Genomic DNA, 19,441 nt, shown 5'->3' with positions numbered 1-19,441 from the left:
CCTATCTCACGCGCCAGATCGCAAAGGGCAGGCCCGCATGGGGATCGAGCCTTATCCTCTGCATCTTGCCGGCAAGGCTGAACCTGTGGCCGGTGATCAGGTCTTCGAGGTCAAGTGCTGCATGGTCGGGGAGGTTCCATGACCAGAGCGGAATTTCGACATCCGCCTCGTGGGCATTGTAGGGATCGAGGTTGACCGCGATCAGCAGGGCGTTCTCCCGGCCCGCGCTCGCCTTCTCGTAGAACATGATGTTGTCGTTCCAGGCGGTGAGAAGCTGGAGGCCGAGATGCGAATGCAGCGCCGGGTTTTCCCGGCGGATGCGGTTCAGCATGGCGATCTCGCCCTTGATGTTGCCCGGCCGGTCGTAATCCCAGGCGCGGATCTCGTATTTCTCCGAGTCCGCATATTCCTTCCGCTTGGCATCCGGCCGGCCCTCGCAGAGCTCGAAGCCGTTGTAGACGCCCCAGAGGCCGGAGAGCGTCGCGGCAAGTGCCGCGCGGATGAGAAAGGCCGGCCGCGGCGCGTTCTGCAGGAAGTCCGGGTTGATGTCGTGCGTGTTGACGAAGAAATGCGGTCGGAAGAACTCCTTCGGCTCCTGCGTGGTGATCTCGCGCATATACTGCTCGAGCTCCCATTTCGTATTGCGCCAGGTGAAATAGGTGTAGGACTGCGAGAAGCCGATTTTCGCGAGCCGATACATCACCTTCGGCTTGGTGAAGGCCTCCGAGAGGAACACGACCTCGGGATGGCGCGAGCGGATGTCGGCGATCAGCCATTCCCAGAAGGGGAAGGGCTTGGTGTGCGGATTGTCGACCCGGAAGAGTTTGACGCCGTTGTCGACCCATTTCTGTACGATGTCGCGCAGCTCGATCCAGAGCGACGGCACCGCATTGCTGGCGTAGAAATCGACGTTGACGATGTCCTCGTATTTCTTCGGCGGGTTTTCCGCATAGCGGATCGTGCCGTCCGGCCGCCAGTCGAACCAGCCGGGATGTTCCTTCAGCCAGGGATGGTCGGGCGAGCACTGGATGGCGAGATCGAGCGCGATTTCCAGACCTTCCTCCCTGGCCGCTTCGATGAGCCGGCGGAAATCCTCGAACGTGCCGAGCTCGGGATGGATGGCGTCGTGGCCGCCGTCTTCCGAGCCGATCGCATAGGGGCTGCCGGGATCCCCCGGTGCCGCCTGGAGGCTGTTGTTCCTGCCCTTGCGGTTCGTCTTGCCGATCGGGTGGACCGGCGGAAAGTAGAGGACGTCGAAGCCCATGGCGCGGATCGCCGGCAGGCGCCGGATGACGTCGTCGAAGGTCCCGTGCCGGTCGGGATCGCCGCTCTGGGAGCGCGGGAATATCTGGTACCAGCTGGCGAAGGCCGCCGCCGTGCGCTCCGCATCGAGCGGAATGGCCTGCGAGCGTACCCTGTACGGCCGCCGATCGGCCTCCGCCATCAGGTCGGCGGTCTCCGCGGCCAGCAGGATTTCGATGCGCTGCGTGTCCTGCACCTCGGTCAGCTTGTCGAAAAGGGTCTTCAGCCGGGTCTTGATGGAGCCGGAGGAGTTGTCGAGCGCATCGAGCACGAGATTGATGCCTTCCTGGATTTCCAGGCGGAGATCGAGCCGCGCCTCGTGCTTCTTGGTGAATTCGTAGCGGAAGATCGCGAAGGGGTTGCGCCAGCCTTCGACCGCGAATTCGTGGCGTCCCAGGCGTCTCGGCGTGAATTCCGCCTGCCAGCGATCGTTTTCGATGAGCTGCATGCGGACTTCCTGCCAGTTCGTTTCGTCCGCCGCGCGCCAGAGCAGCGCCGCCGAAAGCGGGTCATGGCCGTCGCCGAAAATATCGGCTTCGACCTTCACGGTCTCGCCGACGACGCGCTTGACCACGAAACGGCCGTCATCGACCGAGGGTGTGATCTTTTCGATCGCAAGCCGAGGCGAGGCGGCGGCCTCCTTGGCGGCGGGCACCGGAACGGCATCGGTGACCGGCACGGAAGACCAGCCCTCGAAGACGCGCAGCTCGCCGGGCTTCAGCTTGAGTTCGGCGGCAAGGATCTGGCTTTCGTCGTCTGCCGCCGTCAGCGGCAGAAAAGGGGAGGCGGCCTCGCGCAGCGCGTTGAAGGGTGCGTTCACCGCACGCCGCAGGTCGCGATTGAGCACCACGACCCGGATTTTCTCCGAGGCGCGGATGTCCTCCCTGTCGGTCTGCAGCAGCGCGACGGCCGGCGTCTGGCTGGTGGAGATGAGCCTGAGCGGCTGCCGGGCGAAACCGGCCCTCGTCTTGTTGGTGCCGGCATTGACCGCGCGGATATCGCCAGAGAGGTCGAACGAGCCTTGCTCCCGCAGGCCGCGCAGGCTCAGGCCGTCGCCGTGCAACGGGTCGAGCGGCACTGCGGCGCCGTATTCGAACCCCATCGGAATCATCAATCCGCTCGCGAAGGTCGAGGCAAGCTTCAGCGCCCGCACCGCCTTGCGCTGCAGCACCTCGCAACTGTCGGTGCCGTGCGCCATCCGTGTGCCGAACGGCGCCTCGGGAAAGGTGACCTGGTAGCCGAGTTCGCGCTGGATCTGGTATTCGTCCATGATCCAGCGCTCCTCCAGGTTCCACCAGGCGAAGGACGAAAAGCTGCCGTCGAACCCGGTGCCCTGCAGCGCTCTGCGATCTTCGAAAGCGCTGCCCGGCGTCCAGGCGAGAAAGGTGGTGTCCGGTGCCGACCTTCGTGTGGAAAGGATGAGATCGTACCAGGCCTCGGGCGCAATGCGGCCGATGCCGAGGCAGCGGAAACCCGCGATGCCGAGCCCTGCGAGCCACGCCAGGCGCTTGCGCCAGTCCTCGATATGACGGACCTCGCTCAGGAAATCGATTTTTCGGCTGCAGCTCTCTTGCGGTGCGATGCGCGGGTCGGCGACGACAGGCGGAGCATGTTCGGCATCGACCGCGACGCGGTCGACCACGAGATCGAGCATCAGCCGGATATCGTTTTGTCGTGCCGCTTCGATCAGTGCCCTGAGCCCATCCTCGACGGAGGAGCCCAGATCCAGTTCCGGGTCCAGGCGCTCGAAGCTTCTGGTCACGAAAACGCTGGCATTGCGGCCCCGTTCGAACAGCGGGGCGGTCAGCACGGTGTCGAAGCCGAGATCCTTGGCATGGGCGAAAACCTCGCGCCAGGCATCGAGCCCTTTCAGCATCAGGGGATGGACGTAGTAAATCTGCGGTGGCAGTTGCGAGAGCGAGATCCGCGTGGCGAATTGGGGGCGCGTGTTCATCGGTTTTGCCTTGCCGTAGAGTTCTGGCTCTAACGGCAAGGCTGGCGAGCTTGTTCCGGCAAAATGACGCGAAGTGGGCGGAAGGCACCGGAAAGAGGCAGTCGCTTGCGCCGGGAAGGGCGGCAATTCCGGGTTGCTACGGAAGGCATCCGTAAGGCGCGGTTGTTTTGAAAACGCGCAAGGAAAAAGCCGGAGCGGAACTCCGGCCCTCTTTGAACTACCTTTGCGGCGTTTACTGCTTTTCGATCTTGCCGATCTTCGCCCAGTCTTCCCAGCGCTTCACGTCCATCGTCGCATAGTCGAGGGTGGCCTGGGGGCTGTCGAGCGTCATCGGCTCGCCGCCGTTGGTGCCTACGAACTTGCGGGCTTCGTCGCTGGTGGTGACCTCGGTCATCACCTTGTGCATCTTCTCGAGGATCGGCTTCGGCGTGCCCTTCGGCGCCGCGAGAACCCACCAGATGCGCACGTCGACATTCGGCACGCCTTCTTCCTGGAAGGTCGGGATGTCCGGAACCGATGAAATGCGTTTTGCCGTGCTGACGGCGAGGATACGCAGCGTTCCATCGCGCGAGCGGGCCAGTCCGAAGACCGGGTCGCCGACCATGTAGTCGATCGAGCCGCTGGCGAAATCGTTGAGCGAATCCGCGCTGGTCTTGTAGCGCACCTGCAGCGTCTCCAGGCCGCCGGCATTGGCCTTGTACATCTCGGCGAGGATGGTCGCCGGGAAGTTCGGCGTGGCATAGGAAGCCTTGTCGCCCTTTTCCTTCATCGCCGCGGTCAGCTCGGAAATATGCTTGTACGGCGATTTGGCGCTCACCAGCATCATGAACGCCTGGCTGAAGACCGGCGCGATATAGTCGAAATCCGTAAGCGGATCGTAGGGCGGCGCCTTGAAGACGTGCGGAGCCGCGGTGAACTGGTCGGCGGAACCGATCAGCATCGTATAGCCGTCCGGTTTTGCGTTCTTCAGCGCCACGACCGAAAGGCTCCCGAGCCCGCCCGGCTTGTTCTCGACGATGACGGTCTGGTTGAGCTTTTCCTCGAGCTTCTTGGCAAAGAAGCGGGCATAGACATCCGCGCCGCTGCCGGCCGGGAAACCGGCAATCAGCGTGATCTGCCTGCTCGGATAGTCGTCGTCAGCACCGGCACCGCCCGGCGCCACGACCGCGGTAAACATCAGCGCCAGCGCGCCTGCGAGAAATCGTTTCACTGCACTCTCCTCCTGGAGTTCAGTCCGGCTCATCGCGGGCGATGCCGGATGATGATGCGCGAAAAACGGTCTCCTCCCCGTTCGCGCTGAAATGTAAGGTAGCCATATGTTTTGAGGAGCGTCAAACACTCTCCATGCGGGAAGCCCGATCCGGCTTAAATCTAATGGAGGAAGCGGGTGCGCTTATGCCGGGAACGTTAAATGCCTGTTCCCCGGTTTCCGACAATGGAATGCGGTGTTCCAACTGTAGTGTAGGTAATGCTCAGCGACGGGTCCAATGCCGCCTCAGCGGGCCGGCCTCGCCTTCGAGCGGATCTGTGGCGGGAATGGCAAGGCCTGCGATCTTCCGAAGCTGCGCTTCGCTTGCCGGACCGGTCTGAATGTCGGCCTCCTGTCCCGGCGGGTAGGCGCCGACCACCAGGAAATCCCGGCTGGCTTCGATCCGCTTGTGGCCGGTGCCGGCCGGCAGGATCAAACAGTCGCCGGCATGTACGTCGAGTTCCGCGCCATCCGGCCCGCCGATCAGCAGCCGCGCCCGGCCGCCGGCGATGCCGAGCACCTCGTGCGCGCCGGTGTGATAGTGCTGATAGTCGAAGACGCCGTTCCGCCACATCCCCAGCCAGCCGTTTTCCCGGAACCGCTCCTCGAACCTGGGCGCCATCTCGCCTTCCGCCGGAAACGCTTCGTGATAGATGAGGACCGGCAGGTTCCGGTTGTTGGGCACCCAGCCGCTGGGTTCGAAGGTGAGGGTTTCGATGCTCATCGCGGTGGAGGGCATGGTCGGAGCCAGAGTGGGCGGAACGATCTTAGTGCTTCGGTTCACGGCCGAAATCCTTGCGCAACTGGTCCTTGGCCTTTTCCAGGGTCGCGCGCCGGGATTTCGAAAGCTGCTCGCCGGCACGGTTAATGTAGAAGGTCAGCATCGACATGGCCGACTGGAACGGCCCCGATTTGCGGCGAGGACTCTCCTCCGCCGAACGCTTCAGCGAGTCGGCGATCTTCTTGGGGCTTTTCGACCTGAACACGCCTTCCTTCAGATCCATGGCGTCGCTGTTCTCGGTCACGTCCTGCGACCATTTTTTCTTCTTCTTGTTCTTGGGCATGGAAACTCCCGCGAAACGGTGAACGCCATCCAAACCTGCCCGGGAAACTAAGGTTCCACGCCTAATTCGCGGCAGCCGTCGTATTGCGCACCACCAGATGGGTCTCCAGCACGTAGCGCACGTCGCGGATGGCGCGCGATTGCAGCATGTCGAGCAGCAGCGAGACGGCGACGCGGCCCGCTTCCATGGAGCGGTTGGAAACGGAGGTGAGGGCGGGATAGGTGACGGCGCCGAGCACGTCGTCGCAGCCGATCAGGCTGAAATCGGAAGGCACGGAGACGCGCTTTTCCGCGAGCCCCGCCAGCACGCCCTGCGCCGTCAGGTCGTCGAAGGCAACCGCCGCCGTGGCGCCCGTGGCGAGGATGGCGCCCACCGCGTTGCGCCCGGAATTGTAGCTCGGCAGCACCGCAGGCACGGTTTCGACCGCGACCCCAAGGCCGGAGGCGGCCGCCCGCATGGCGGAACGCCGCTGCTTGTTGGACCAGGAGGTCGAAGGGCCACTGACATAGGCGATCTTGCGGTGGCCGAGCTTAACGAGATGCTCGACCGCTTCCCGCACGCCCGAGCCGCTGTCGATCAGCACGCGCGGGATGCCGTCGAGATCGCGGTTGATCAACACGAGCGGCAGCTTGCCGGCATGGGCGCGGATGCGTTCGTCGGAAAGCCGGGAGGAGGCCAGCACGAGACCTTCCACCTGGCCCGCGAACCGGCCGACCAGCTTGTCCTCCTGCTTGGGGTTTTCTTCCGTATTGCCGAGGAAGATGCAGAAATCCGAGCGGTCGGCCTCGAGCTGGGCCGCCTGGATCATCGGCGGGAAGAACGGGTTGGCGATATCAGGCACGATCAGCCCGACATTTCCGTGCCGGCCGGTGCTGAGCGCGCGCGCCGTGTGGTTCGGCACGTAGCCCAGTGCCTCGGCGGCTTTCATGATCCGCTCCACCGTTTCCGGGCTCAGCATGTCCGGCCGGGTGAAGGCGCGCGAAACGCTGGAACGCGCCACTCCGGCCGCTTCCGCGACCTGGCTGATGGTGACGCCCTTGGTCCGCTTGATCATGGATTCTGGAAACTCGCCCTTTTCAGCTTCGACTACCACGAATTCCACGGCTCCATCAATTCGAGGCTAGAGACTGCCATTCATCCACTTGACATGCAACCGGTTGCATGAAACTCTTTCGCCAACAAAAAAAGGGGGATCTGCGACAGGCGCGGTAACGTGCCGGCCGGTTCCCTGTGCGACGACATGGAGACCGCGTTGAACCTCGCAACCGCCCTTCGCCCTTCACCGGAAACTCGGCGGACCTTTGACCGGCTTGTCGTCGAAAGCTTTGCAGCACGGGCAGAGATGGGAGCCGCCGCCGCTGCGGATATCGCGGCCGCGCTTGCGGGGCTTCTCGGTAAACAAGCCAATGTGCGGATGGTGTTTGCGGCAGCGCCCAGCCAGGCGGACATGCTTGCAGCGCTTTGCGCGGTGCCGGGCATCGACTGGAACCGCGTCACCGCTTTCCATATGGACGAATATATCGGCCTTTCGCCTTCCTCGCCTGCCCGGTTCGGCAACTGGCTGGATCAACACGTCTTCGGCAGGCTGCCTTTTGCCGCCGTCCACCGCATCACGCCGGAGCCGGATGCGGCGGCGGAGATCCGGCGTTACTCCGACCTCCTCAACGAGGCGCCGATCGATTTCGTCTGCCTCGGCATCGGCGTCAACGGCCATATCGCCTTCAACGATCCGCCGGTTGCGGATTTTTCCGATCCGCTGGACGTCAAGATCGTCGAACTCGACGACATCTGCCGGCAGCAGCAGGTGGACGACGAATGTTTCCCCGATCTTGCCTCCGTGCCCCGCGAGGCGGTCACGCTGACGGTGCCGCGTCTCGTCCGCGCCGGGCGGATGTTCTGCGTCGTGCCGGGCCGCGTCAAACGGGACGCGGTTTCGAAAACGCTCCACGGCCCGCTCACCACGGAATGCCCTGCAAGCATCCTGCGCACGCATGCCGCCTGCACCCTCTATATCGACAAGGACTCCGACCCCGATGCCTGAACTTGAAGCCCCTGGGCCTGTCATCGATGCGGATGCGCTCTGCGAAGGTTACTTCGCCTCCACCCACGCCCTGATGCGCCGGGTGCTGGAGGAGGAAAGGGCTCCGCTCGATCAGGCGGCCGAAAAACTCGCCGACCAGATCGCCGCCGACCGGCTCGTGCATATCTATGGGCCGGGCGGCCACTCGAACCTGGCTTCGCAGGAAGTCTTCTTCCGCGCCGGCGGGCTGATGCACATCAGCGCCATCCTGGACGAGGGCACGCTGCTCTCCAACGGCGCGCTGCGCTCCATGGCGATCGAACGCACGCCCGGTTACGGCAAGGTGGTGATCGCCAACCAGCGGCTCGGCGAAACCGACCTGCTGATCCTGGTGAATGCCTACGGCATCAACGCGGCGCTGATCGATGCGGCGCTGGAGGCGCGCCGCCGTGGCGCCTTCCTGATCGGCATCAGTTCGCGCGAGCACGCCTCGAACACCTCGCCGGATCATCCCGCGCGCCATCCGACGAAGCAGAACCTGCACGATATCGTCGATATCGCCATCGATACCAAGGTGCCGATCGGCGATGCGGTGGTAACCGTGCCGGGCATGGGGGAGAATATCGCGGCGATCTCCACCTTCGCCAATGCCTTCACGCTGAACTGCCTCGTCATCCGGACCGTCGCCAAGCTCGTGGAGCGCGGCATCGAGCCGCCCGTCTGGCGCAGCGGCAACGCACCGGGCGGCGACGAGGCGAACAGCCGCTTCATCGCCGGTTTCCAGGGCCGGGTGAGGGCGCTCTGATGACGACCGTCGACGGTATCGATCCCCGCACCGGCAAAGGTATTGCGATCGACATCGCCGATGGGAAGATTGCCGCTGTCCGAGCGGCCGAAAACACAAGCTCTCACTATCTGTCGCCGGGCCTGATCGACCTGCAGGTCAACGGTTTCCGGGGCTTCGACCTGAACAATGGCGAGGTGACGGCGAATGTCGTCCTTTCGCTCTGCGAGGAACTCCTGAGCACCGGCGTGACCACCTGGCTGCCGACCATCATCACCGCGTCGGAAGAATCGATCCTCCAGGCGCTGGAGGCGATCGCCGGGATTCGCGCCGGCCATCGGCTGATCGCCGAAATGGTGCCGGGCGTGCATGTCGAAGGCCCGTCGATCTCCGACAGCGACGGCCCGCGCGGCGCCCATCCGCTGCAGCATGTCCGGCCGCCTTCGATCGAGGAGTTCGATCGCTGGCAGAGGGCTTCCGGCGATCTCGTTTCGATGGTGACCATCGCGCCGGAACATGAGGGCAGCATCGATTACATCCGGGCTCTGGCCGCGCGCGGCGTCTCCGTGGCGCTCGGCCATACGGCCGCGACACCCGAGCAGATTCACGCGGCGGCGGAGGCGGGAGCCGTGCTCTCCACCCATCTCGGCAACGGGGCTGCGGCCATGCTGCCCCGCCATCCGAATTTCCTCTGGGCCCAGCTTGCCGACGACCGTCTGACGGCGAGCTTCATCGCCGACGGCTGGCACCTGCCGCCGGATACGTTCAAGGCCATGTTGCGCGCCAAGGGCATGGAGCGGTCGATCCTCGTTTCCGACATGGTGGCGCTTGCCGGCATGCCGCCCGGCCTTTACGACCAGCCGGTCGGCGGCCAGGTCGAGGTCTCGCCGGAAGGGCGCATCGGCGTCGCCGGCACGCCCTATCTCGCCGGCGCCAGCCTGCCGCTATCCGCCAATGTGGCGATCGCCGCGGGGATGGCCGGCTTGGTCCTGGCCGATGCCCTGCTCCTTGCAACTGAGAATCCCGGCCGCTTCGTCGGCGGGCGAGGGCGGCTGGAGGTCGGCGCGCGGGCGGATGTCATCCGTTTCGACTGGTCCGAAGGCGACCGCGAGCTGAAGGTCCGCGAAGCCTGGGTCCATGGCGAGAAGGCATTCCGCGCATGATCGAGGCAGGGGCGGCCATTGTCGATATCACGCCCACGCCGGGGCTCTCGATGTCCGGCTTCGCGGCCCGCAGCCTGCTCGCAAAAGGTGCCCATGACGCGCTGACGGCGCGGGCGGTGGCGGTCGGAGATACCGCCGTCGTCGTGGCCGATGTCATCGGCATCGAAGCCGGCATGAGCGCCCGCATCCGCGAGCGCTGCACGCTGCCGGCCGGAAACGTGGTCGTGGCGGCGCTCCACAATCACGGCGGGCCGGTTTCCATGGCGGGGAGGCTGAGCCTCGCGGCCGATCCGGCCTATCTGGAGCGGCTGGAGGATGCCTGCGTGGCGGTGATCGACAAGGCCGCAGCGGCCCGCCGGCCGGCAAGGATTACGGCGGGGCAGGGGAGCGACCCGGGGATAGCGCGCAACCGGCGCCATCCCGGCGGACCGGTGGACGCTTCCCTGCCGCTGCTGCGCATTCGCGGCGAAGATGGCGCCATGATCGCCGTCCTCACGGCCTATGCCTGCCATCCGGTGGTGCTCGGCGCCGACAACCTGCTGTGGACGGCGGACTATCCGCACTTCGTGCGGCAGACGCTGGAGGAAGCCTGTCCCGGCGCAGTCGCCCTCTTCATGACCGGCTGCGTCGGCGACGCCAATACCGGCCATTCGGCGCATGCTTCGATCACGCTGTCCGCCAATCCGGACCGGACTTATGAGGCCGCCGCGCGGATCGGCCGCAAGGTTGCGGAAGCGGCCCTTGCAGCCTCGGAGCAATCCGTTTCCGATACCGTCACCGCGCGAAACGGAACTGTCGTCCTCGGCTTCCGGCGCCGCGAGACGGATCTTCCGGAAATCCTCGAAAGACGCTGGCGGGAGGAAGCCCTGACCGCCGAACCCGCACGCAAGAATCTGCTCGGTTACTGGGCCAACTGGGCGCGCGATATCGCCCCCGTCGAAACCGGGCCGCTTGCCGCGCGGGTGACTGTGCTCGATTGGGGCGGCGTGCCCATCGTGGCGCTGCCGGGCGAGATCTTTGCCGAAACGGCCCTGTCGATCCGCGCCGCGCTCGGCCCCGGCAGACCCGCCTTCGTCATCGGCTTTGCGGACGACAATCCGGGCTATATCCCGCCGGCCGGCGAGTTCCGCCATGGCGGCTACGAGGTGGACGAGGCGCACCGCTATTACGGGCTGGCCGCAACCTTCGCGCCGGGCTCGGCCGAAGCGCTTGCCGCTTGCGCCATCGAATTGGCGAACGGCAGCTGAGGAGGAGCAAGCCGCATGATCCGCACGCGACCAAGACCCATCCGATGCTTGACACGCAACCGGTTGCATGAGAGCTTTTTGTCAACAACAAGAGGGAACAGGGACATGAAAAACGCATCAGTGAAGACTAGGATTTCCACCCGCGCTCTGCTTATGGGCACGGCATTCGGCGCCGCTCTGCTTTCCGGCCTCTCTTCGGCGTCGGCGGAGACGCTGACGGTCTGGAGCGGTTATCCGGAAATGGCGCCGTTCTACGAACATGTCGCCCAAGGCCTCAAGGCCAGCCATCCGGACCTCGACGTGAAGGTCGAGGCGATTGCGCTGCGCGAGCACGAGAAGCGCGTGGCGCTCGGCCTCACCGGCGGCCAGGAAGGCATCACCGTCATCGAGCTTTCCGGCTCGACCGCCACCCGCTATCTCGAAAACGGCCTCCTGCCGGAAGCGCCGGACGATGTCGCGACTTTCGTCAAGGACCCGAAGAACTTCGACAAGTTCTTCAGCGACACGGCAAGTTACGACGGCACCGTCTACGGCGTGCCGCTCTTCCGCGGCCAGGGCGCTCTCTATTACAATACCGACATGTTCAAGGCCGCCGGCCTCACCGAGCCGCCGAAGACCATGGAAGACTATTCCAAATATGCCGAGAAACTGACCAAGCGCGACGCTTCCGGCAAGGCGACGGTTTCCGGCTGGAGCCTGCGCCTTTCCGGCGGTGGCCAGGGCATTGCCGAAAAGTTCTGGATCAACATGCACCAGTACGGCGGCGCGATCCTGGTGCCGGCCGGCGACGGCAAGTGGAAGACCGATTTCGCCAACGAGGCCGGCCGCAAGGCGCTGAAACAGTATCTCGAAAACATCTACACGCTGAAGACCGTCACGCCGGAAATGCCGGCCGATGCGGACGCTTTCGAGCGCGGCCAGACCGCCATGTTCATCCGCGAGTCCTGGGTGATCGGCGACATCGCCAAGAAGGCGCCGGACCTGAAATATGCGACCGCGCCGCTGCCGAAGGGCTCGATCGCGCTGCCGACCAATCTCTATGTCGCGGGCGACGATGCGGATATCGGCTGGGAATTCGCCAAGGCGGCCAGCTCGCCGGAAAACCTCGTCTGGCTGCTGGAGAATGTCGGCTGGCTGCCGAACCGCTCGGGCGTCGACTATTCGAGCGTCACGGCCAAGCAGCCGGCCTTTGCGGCCTTCGTCAACTATCCGCAGGGCTACGAGTTCTTCACGCTGCCCTCGATCGGCCCGATCGAGGAAATCCTGACCCGCGTCGCGGCCCAGCTCGTGGTCGCCTTCGGTGACGCCTCGATGGCGACCGACGATGCCAAGATCGACGCCTTCCTGAAGAAGGCGAGCGACGAAGTGAACACCATCCTCGATCGCGAAGGACTGCTGGCGAAATAATCCGCCGGCAACCCTCGCCAATCGCATCCGCCCGAGGCATCATTCGCCCCGGGCGCTTTCCCGAGGATCAGGGTCCGACCCGCTTTGCGGCCGAACCCGATTATCTACAGGCCATGACGTAATGCTGAAGCGCAAAAGATTTATCTTTGCGATCCTCGCGATCCTGCCGACGCTGGCGATCTTCGCCTATGTGCGGCTTTATCCGATCGCCGACACGCTGAGGCTCAGCCTTTTCAAATGGGATATCCTGTCGAGGAACAAGCCGTTCATCGGGCTTGCGAACTTCCGCGAGCTGACGGGCGATCACCTGTTCCTCGATGCGCTCGTCAACACCACGATCATCGCCTTCGGCGTGCTCTTCCTGACCATTCCGATGGCGCTCGTCATCGCCGCGCTGATCTTCCATCGGACGCGGTCGAAAATGGCAGGCTTCTACGAGACCGCCGTTTTCATCCCGCATGTCGTGTCGCTGGTACCGGCCGCCATGGCCTGGAAGTGGATTTTCGACGCCCGTCTCGGACCGCTCAACGCGCTTTTGGATTTCTTCGGCATTCCGATGCAGAACTGGCTGTTCGACCCGGTCCTGTCGGTCATCTGCATCATCGTCCTCTGCTCCTGGCAGGCGCTGGGTTATGCGGTGCTGATCTACATCGTCGGTTTCAAGAACCTGCCGGTCTCGCTTTACGAGGCGGCCAAGCTCGACGGCGCTTCCGGCCCGCAGAGTTTCTGGCACCTGTCGATCCCGATGCTGAAGCCGATCACGCTTTACGTCTCGGTGGTGACGCTGGTCTCCGGCTTCAACGTCTACGCCCAGGCCTTCGTACTGGCGTCGGATGCGCAGGGCGCGCCGGGCAGACAGGTGCGCGTGCTGGTCCTCGACATGCTGGAAAACAGCTTCCGCAATTATCGCGTCGGTTACGCCGCCTCCGAAGCGGTGGTGCTGCTGGTTATCGTGCTTGTGCTGACGCTCATCCAGTTCTCGATGCTGCGGGAAAGGGGCAGGGCATGACCGCCGAAATCGCGACCATCCACATCGAACCGACCGCGGACGAACTCGCCGAAGGCCGCCGCCTGCGCCGCAGGAAGCGTCTCACCAATCTTGCGATCGATGTCTTCCTCGTCATCGTCTCCCTGCTGATGCTGCTGCCGCTCGTCTTCCTGGTGGCGAACGCCTTCAAGACACCGGCGGAAATGCTCGCCTGGCCGCCGACCATCATCCCGCGCGACCCGACGATCGCCAATTTCTCGGCGGTGCTCGGCGAGACGCCGCTCATCCGCTGGATCGGCAACAGCCTCGCCTTCGCCGTCCTCTCGACGATCGCGATCGTCGCGACCTCGGCGATTGCCGGTTACGTTTTCGGCAAATTCCGCTTCGGCACCATGAACGTGCTTTTCGCGCTCTTCCTAGCGACCGCGATCGTGCCGTTCGAGGTCTACATGATCCCGCTCTATTTCCAGGCAAAAAGCCTCGGCATCCTGAATTCCGTCTGGGGCCTGCTGCTCGGTTATCTGGTAATGAGCTTCGGCATCTTCCTGATCCGCCAGAACGTCATCCATTCGATCCCCGACGAGCTTCTGGAGGCGGCGCGCATCGACGGCGCCGGCGAGTTCTGGATCTTCCTGCATATCGTCCTGCCGCTCCTGCGCGGAGCGCTCGGCGCTCTCGCAGTGCTGGCTTTCTTCCAGGCCTGGACCGCCTTCGCCTGGCCGATGATCGTCGCGACCACGCGGACGAGCTACACGATCGAGGTTGGGCTGGCGCTTTTCCAGACAGGCTTCACGGTCGATCTCGGACGCCTCAGCGCCGCCTCCGCCACAGTGCTCATCCCGTCCATCCTGCTCTTCGTCATCCTGCGCCGCAATTTCGTGCAGGGCGTCGCCAGCACCGGCCTCAAGGAGTGACGGCGATGGAGTTTTTCGAAGAGACGCGCACCACCTATGCCGCGGCCAATGCCGGCACGCTCTACTGGATGCTGCAGCGGCCAACGCTCGGCGGCGGCTTTCTGAACACCAAGCAGAACAGCATGACGCTCACGGATTACGGCACTGGGGACGGCGTGCGCGGGCCGGGTTACACCTATGGCTGGATTCAGGGGCGGGGGCTCGAATCCCTCGTCACCCATGCGGAATTCTTTGAGCGGGAATTGCCTCCGCTGGCCGAAAAGCTCGATGCTGCCGGCCGCCGCCTTTACGACCTGCTCGCCGGTCTGCAGAAATCGGATGGCCATGTCTATTTCTGCTACGACCGCGACATGCTGCCGGTTTACGCGGATGCGGCCAACGTCGTGCACAAGCAGGAAAAGCCGGCGCTGATCTACACCTACTCGGATGCCTTCGTGGCCAAGGGTCTCGTGGCAGCGGCGAGCCGCTACGGCCTGCCGGGCGTGACCGATCATCTCGCCTATCTGGGAGAGGTCGTCGCGTCGATCGAGAACGGCCGCTTCCAGATGGACGAGCGCCGGCCGCTGTCGCTCGAAAGCCTCGCCCTCCAGCCTGATGATTTCGGGCCGCGCATGATTCTTCTGGGCGCCGCAGGCCCGCTGAAACGCCTCGGGCATACCGCGCATCTCGCCTTTGCCGACCGCTTCATCGCCCATGTCGTCGACCGGCATTTCGATGCCGGAACCGGCCTGCTCCGCAACGTACCGGGCGAGGATGCCTGCAATGTCGGCCACGGCATCGAGTTCGTCGGCTTCGCGCTGGACTATCTCGACGACAGCGTCGATCCGGCGCTGATCGAGACGCTGGAACGTATTCTGGTCTCGTCCTTCAAAACGGGCTTCGTCGGGCCCGGCATCACGCTCACCGTTTCGATCGCGTCCGGCAAGCCGCAGAGCCCCTATTGCCCCTGGTGGTCGCTGCCGGAGACGATCCGCTCCGCAGCCCTCTGCCATGGGCGCACCGGCAGCGCCGAGAGCCTGAAGGTCTGGAAGGCGGCGCATGCGGCCTTCTTCGAGCGCTATTGGCGCGGAACGCCGCCGATCGCCTACCAGACCATGACGAAGGACGGTCCGGTCGATTTTGTGCCCGCCACGCCCGACCTCGATCCCGGTTAGTCGGTCCTTCGGGCTGCGGCAAGTCGACGACGCTGAGGATGATCGCCGGACTGGAGGAAATCTCCGGCGGTGAACTGCGGATCGGCGGAGACCTGGTGAACGACGTTCCCTCCAAGGACCGCGATATCGCGATGGTTTTCCAAAACTATGCGCTTTATCCGCATATGACCGTTTACAAGAACATGGCCTTCGGTCTGCAGCTGCGCAAGGCGGGGCGCGACTTCATCGACAGCCAGGTGCAGGACGCGGCCAAGATCCTCGACATCACGCATCTTCTGAACCGCAAACCCAAGGCGCTTTCGGGCGGCCAGCGCCAGCGCGTGGCGCTCGGTCGTGCCATGGTGCGCAATCCGGCCGTCTTCCTGCTGGACGAGCCGCTCTCCAACCTCGACGCGCTGCGCGTGCAGATGCGCGCCGAGCTCAAGGACATCCCACAAGCGGCTCGACGACGACCTCATCTCACCCACGACCAGATCGAGGCCATGACCATGGCCGACCGCATCGTGCTGATGCGGGACGGCATCGTCGAGCAGGTCGGCGCGCCGCTGGAGCTTTACGACAAGCCGGCCAACACCTTCGTCGCGAGCTTCATCGGCCGCTCAGCTTCGCGAGCGTCTTTTCATCAAGACGGGCGACGTATTGAACCTCACGCTCGTACCTGCCAACGGCCATCTCTTCGACGCAGCCACCGGCGTGCGGCTCTAACAAGGTAAGACGACAATGGAACAGACCTGGCGCTGGTTCGGACCGGACGACACGGTAACGCTTTCCCATGTGAAGCAGGCGGGCGCCACCGGCATCGTCAGCGCGCTTCACCATCTGAACGACGGCCGCGCCTGGCCGGACGACGAGATATCGAAACGCAAGGCGATCATCGAGGAGGCGGGGCTCACCTGGTCGGTGGTGGAAAGCATCATCGTCCACGAAGACATCAAGACCCGCACCGGCCGTTATCGCGAGCTGATCGAGAACTACAAGGCTTCGATCCGCGCGGTCGCCAGGGCCGGCATCAGGACGGTCTGCTACAATTTCATGGCGATCACCGACTGGACCCGCACCGATCTCGAATACCGCATGCCGCACGGCGGCACGGCACTGCGCTTCGATATCGTCGAGTTCTGCGCCTATGACGTCTTCATCCTGAAGCGTCCCGGTGCGGAGGCGGACCATCCGGCCGGCCGGATCGAGAAGGCGGCCGCGTGGCTGAAGGCGGCGAACGAGGGCGATCTCGCCCGGCTGGAACGCAACCTCATCGAATGGGTGCCGGCGCGCGAATTCGTCTACGACCGCCAAAGCCTCAACCGCATGCTGGATATCTACAGGGAACTTTCCGAGGATGGTTTTCGCGAAAACCTCTTCGCCTTCTTGCATGAGATCATCCCCGTCGCGGAAGAGGCGGGCGTGAGGATGGCGATCCATCCGGACGATCCGCCGTTCCCGCTCTTCGGCCTGCCGCGCGTCGTCTGCAAGGCGTCGGATGCCCGCGCGCTGCTCGCCGCGGTGAAGTCGCCGTCGAACGGCATCACGCTCTGCACCGGTTCCTATGGCGCCAACCCTGAAAACGATCTCGTCGCCATGGCGAAGGAATTCGCGCCCGACATCCATTTCGCGCATCTGCGCAACGTCACCAAGGAAGGCGACGGCTCCTTCCACGAGGCGGAGCATCTGGAGGGCGACACCGACATGGTGCGGGTCGTGATGGCGCTGATGGCGGAAGAGAAGCGCCGCAAGGCCGAGGGCCGGGCGGACTGGCGGATCCCCATGCGGCCCGACCACGGCCACGCGATCGTCGACGACATAGGCAAGAAGGTCAATCCCGGCTATTCCTGCATCGGCCGCCTGAAAGGCCTGGCGGAACTGCGCGGCATCATGCGCACGCTGGAAGTGCTTGGGTGAGGAAATGCGGGGAGGGGTAAGGATAAGCCCCCTCATCCGACCCTTCGGGCCACCTTCTCCCCGTTGGGGAGAAGGAGAAACGGCGACGTCGCGGCATATCCCCTTCTCCCCAACGGGGAGAAGGTGCCGGCAGGCGGATGAGGGGGCCGCGAGACAAACGATATTTTTGTAAGCGGATTGGAGAGGATCGAATGGCGAAATTGAAAGTGGCGATGATCGGGCTCGGCATGGCGTCGGGGCATCATGCCCGCGCCCTTCTGGACCTGTCGGACCGGATCGAATGCGTGGCGGCCTATAGCCAGACGGCGGCCCGGCGCGATGCCTTTGCCGCACAATATCCCATTCCGGTCAGCGGCGATCTCGACGCCATCTTCGCGGACGAGGCGATCGGGGCGGTTCTGATCCTCACCCCGCCGAGCAGCCATCTGGAGCTCGTCCGGCGGGCCGCTGCGGCGAAGAAGCATATCCTGCTCGAAAAGCCGCTGGATATCTCCTTCGAGCGCTCCGAGGCGATCGTCCGCGCGGCGAAGGAAGCGGGCGTGCTGCTCGGCATGGTGCTGCAGAACCGGTTCCGTGCGGCCGCCCTGAAGCTCGACGAGATCGTGAAATCCGGCCGCCTCGGGCAACTGGTGGAAGCCTCCGCCGCGATCCGCAACTGGCGTCCCCAGAGCTATTACGATGTCGAAGGGCGGGGCACGCGGGCGCGCGACGGCGGCGGCGTGCTCCTGACCCAGGGCATCCATACCATCGACCTGCTCCTGAGCTATGCGGGTACGCCGAAGGATGTCTCTTCCTTCGTCCGCACCAGCCCGATCCACACGATGGAGACCGAAGACCTCGTCACCGCCGCCTTCTGCTTCGAGAACGGTGCGATCGGCACGCTGAACGCCACGACCTGCGCCTATCCCGGCCTGCCGGAGCGCATCGAGCTGATCGGCACCAAAGGCACGGCGGTTTTCACGGGCGACAGGCTCGACGCCGCCTTCATGGACGGCACGAGCGTTACGGAAGGCGGAGAGAGGTCAGGCAGCGGGTCAGGTGCCAATCCCATGGCCTTCGGCCACGAGATGCACCGCGCGCTCATCGAAAATTTCGCGGATGCTGTCCGGGACGGCACGCCGCTCCGCGTCACCGGCGACGATGCGCTGAACGCGCACCGTTTCATCGAGGCGATCCTGGCAGGCGGCAGATAAGGCTAGCAGATCACCGTCTCGGAAATCTTGATGCCGAACCCTTCGAGGCCGACATAGTGACGCTCGCTGCGGGTGAGCAGCTTGATCGAGGTGACGCCGAGATCCTTCAATATCTGGGCGCCGAGACCGATTTCCAGCCATTCGCTTTCGCGCGCCTGGGCTTCGGCATGCGCTTCCTGATCCTGGCGCAGCTTGCGTCCGTGGTCCTTCTGGCCGACGCCGACCGAGCCTTCGCGCAGGTAGATAATGACGCCGCGGCCTTCCTCCTCGATCTTCGCCATGTAGCGGTCGAGGGGCCGGTAGGCGCCGAAGACGTCGCGGGTGACGTTTTCGAGATGCAGGCGGACGGGGATGTCGACGCCGTCGCGGATGTCGCCGAAGATCACCGCCACATGCTGCATCGGGTCCCAGGGCAGCGAATAGGCATGCGCCTTCGCCTTGCCGTGCGGCGTCTCCACGTCGAAGCTCGACTGCAGCTCGATCAGGGTTTCCTTGCGCTGGCGATAGGCGATGAGATCGGCGACGGAAACCTGCTTCAGCCCGTTCTTCACCGCGAAATCGGCGACCTGCTGGCCGCGCATCACGCTGCCGTCGTCGTTGACGAGCTCGCAGATCACGCCGACTGGCGGGAGATTGGCGAGCCGGCAGAGATCGACTGCCGCTTCCGTATGGCCCGAACGCATCAGCACGCCGCCTTCGCGGGCGATCAGCGGGAAGATGTGCCCCGGGCGGACGAAGTCGCTCGGGCCGACATTAGGGTTGGCGAGGTTGCGGACGGTCAGCGTCCGGTCTTCGGCGGAAATGCCGGTCGTGGTGCCGTGCTTGAAATCGACCGTCACCGTGAAGGCGGTGGTGTGGGCGCTGTCGTTCTCGGCCACCATGGCGTTGAGGTTCAGCCGCTTCGCTTCCTCGCGCGGCATGGGCGCGCAGACGATGCCGGACGTGTGCCGGACGATGAAGGCCATCTTGTCGGGCGTGCAATGCACGGCGGCGACGATCAGGTCGCCTTCGTTCTCGCGATCGTCGTCATCGGTGACGACGACGATTTCGCCGGCTTCGAAGGCGCGGATAGCATCGACGACACGCTTCTGGTCATAGCCCATGGA

Annotated in this window: 16 protein-coding genes and 1 pseudogene; 11 read left to right on the top strand and 6 right to left on the bottom strand. The window is 64.4% G+C overall.

The window, feature by feature from the left end; translation table 11 throughout:
* Window position 1 precedes the first annotated feature (1 nt).
* The 5 genes from QTA58_RS03770 to QTA58_RS03750 form a co-directional block, all read right to left on the bottom strand.
* A complete protein-coding gene (locus QTA58_RS03770) occupies window positions 2-3,256 on the bottom strand; it encodes a maltotransferase domain-containing protein (RefSeq protein WP_289671774.1) in 3,255 nt (1,084 codons plus the stop codon).
* A gap of 232 nt (window positions 3,257-3,488) precedes the next feature.
* Window positions 3,489-4,466, bottom strand: a complete 978-nt coding sequence (locus tag QTA58_RS03765) for a tripartite tricarboxylate transporter substrate binding protein (RefSeq protein ID WP_159457644.1) — start codon at window positions 4,464-4,466, stop codon at window positions 3,489-3,491.
* A gap of 262 nt (window positions 4,467-4,728) precedes the next feature.
* Window positions 4,729-5,229, bottom strand: a complete 501-nt coding sequence (locus QTA58_RS03760; protein ID WP_289673000.1) for a cupin — start codon at window positions 5,227-5,229, stop codon at window positions 4,729-4,731.
* Window positions 5,230-5,272: 43 nt separating this feature from the next.
* Window positions 5,273-5,569, bottom strand: a complete 297-nt coding sequence (locus tag QTA58_RS03755) for a DUF3175 domain-containing protein (protein WP_289671773.1) — start codon at window positions 5,567-5,569, stop codon at window positions 5,273-5,275.
* Between the two features lie 61 nt (window positions 5,570-5,630).
* Entirely contained in the window at window positions 5,631-6,623 is a 993-nt protein-coding gene (locus QTA58_RS03750) for a LacI family DNA-binding transcriptional regulator (RefSeq protein WP_085422539.1), read from the bottom strand.
* A 198-nt stretch (window positions 6,624-6,821) separates the two neighbouring features.
* On the opposite strand from QTA58_RS03750, the gene QTA58_RS03745 reads away from it, so the two are divergent.
* The 11 genes and pseudogenes from QTA58_RS03745 (at window position 6,822) to QTA58_RS03695 (ending at window position 18,335) form a co-directional block, all read left to right on the top strand.
* A complete protein-coding gene (locus tag QTA58_RS03745) occupies window positions 6,822-7,610 on the top strand; it encodes a 6-phosphogluconolactonase (RefSeq protein WP_289671772.1) in 789 nt (262 codons plus the stop codon).
* The gene (locus QTA58_RS03740; RefSeq protein ID WP_289671771.1) at window positions 7,603-8,394 is read left to right on the top strand and encodes an SIS domain-containing protein; all 792 of its coding nucleotides are present in this window, start codon (window positions 7,603-7,605) and stop codon (window positions 8,392-8,394) included. Before QTA58_RS03745 ends, QTA58_RS03740 begins: the two co-directional genes overlap by 8 nt.
* A complete protein-coding gene (locus tag QTA58_RS03735; RefSeq protein WP_289671770.1) occupies window positions 8,394-9,536 on the top strand; it encodes an amidohydrolase family protein in 1,143 nt (380 codons plus the stop codon). The genes QTA58_RS03740 and QTA58_RS03735 overlap by 1 nt, the downstream gene beginning before the upstream one ends.
* Entirely contained in the window at window positions 9,533-10,783 is a 1,251-nt protein-coding gene (locus QTA58_RS03730; protein WP_289671768.1) for an alkaline ceramidase, read from the top strand. The genes QTA58_RS03735 and QTA58_RS03730 overlap by 4 nt, the downstream gene beginning before the upstream one ends.
* 105 nt (window positions 10,784-10,888) lie before the next feature.
* Complete coding sequence (locus QTA58_RS03725) at window positions 10,889-12,190, top strand: extracellular solute-binding protein (RefSeq protein ID WP_289671767.1); 1,302 nt, start codon at window positions 10,889-10,891, stop codon at window positions 12,188-12,190.
* 121 nt (window positions 12,191-12,311) lie between these two features.
* The gene (locus QTA58_RS03720; RefSeq protein ID WP_289671766.1) at window positions 12,312-13,199 is read left to right on the top strand and encodes a sugar ABC transporter permease; all 888 of its coding nucleotides are present in this window, start codon (window positions 12,312-12,314) and stop codon (window positions 13,197-13,199) included.
* The gene (locus QTA58_RS03715; protein ID WP_289671765.1) at window positions 13,196-14,092 is read left to right on the top strand and encodes a carbohydrate ABC transporter permease; all 897 of its coding nucleotides are present in this window, start codon (window positions 13,196-13,198) and stop codon (window positions 14,090-14,092) included. The genes QTA58_RS03720 and QTA58_RS03715 overlap by 4 nt, the downstream gene beginning before the upstream one ends.
* Window positions 14,093-14,097: 5 nt before the next feature.
* Entirely contained in the window at window positions 14,098-15,246 is a 1,149-nt protein-coding gene (locus QTA58_RS03710; RefSeq protein ID WP_289671764.1) for a hypothetical protein, read from the top strand.
* Window positions 15,243-15,842: pseudogene (locus QTA58_RS03705) on the top strand (ATP-binding cassette domain-containing protein); the annotation flags it as partial. The gene QTA58_RS03710 and the pseudogene QTA58_RS03705, both read left to right, overlap by 4 nt.
* Window positions 15,843-15,966: 124 nt before the next feature.
* On the top strand, window positions 15,967-17,142 hold the full coding sequence (uxuA, locus tag QTA58_RS03700; protein ID WP_289671763.1) for a mannonate dehydratase: 1,176 nt from the start codon (window positions 15,967-15,969) through the stop codon (window positions 17,140-17,142).
* 191 nt (window positions 17,143-17,333) lie between these two features.
* The gene (locus tag QTA58_RS03695) at window positions 17,334-18,335 is read left to right on the top strand and encodes a Gfo/Idh/MocA family oxidoreductase (protein ID WP_289671762.1); all 1,002 of its coding nucleotides are present in this window, start codon (window positions 17,334-17,336) and stop codon (window positions 18,333-18,335) included.
* A 2-nt stretch (window positions 18,336-18,337) separates the two neighbouring features.
* On the opposite strand, the gene ribB is transcribed toward QTA58_RS03695, so the two are convergent.
* Window positions 18,338-19,438, bottom strand: coding sequence for a 3,4-dihydroxy-2-butanone-4-phosphate synthase (gene ribB, locus QTA58_RS03690; protein ID WP_085422549.1), 1,101 nt, complete (start codon window positions 19,436-19,438; stop codon window positions 18,338-18,340).
* Between the last annotated feature and the right edge of the window lie 3 nt (window positions 19,439-19,441).

This window comes from Neorhizobium sp. CSC1952 (assembly GCF_030378245.1).
Lineage (GTDB): Bacteria > Pseudomonadota > Alphaproteobacteria > Rhizobiales > Rhizobiaceae > Neorhizobium > Neorhizobium oryzae_A.
The sequence above is the reverse complement of the archived record's forward strand: the minus strand, read 5'-3'. Positions and strand labels throughout refer to the sequence as shown.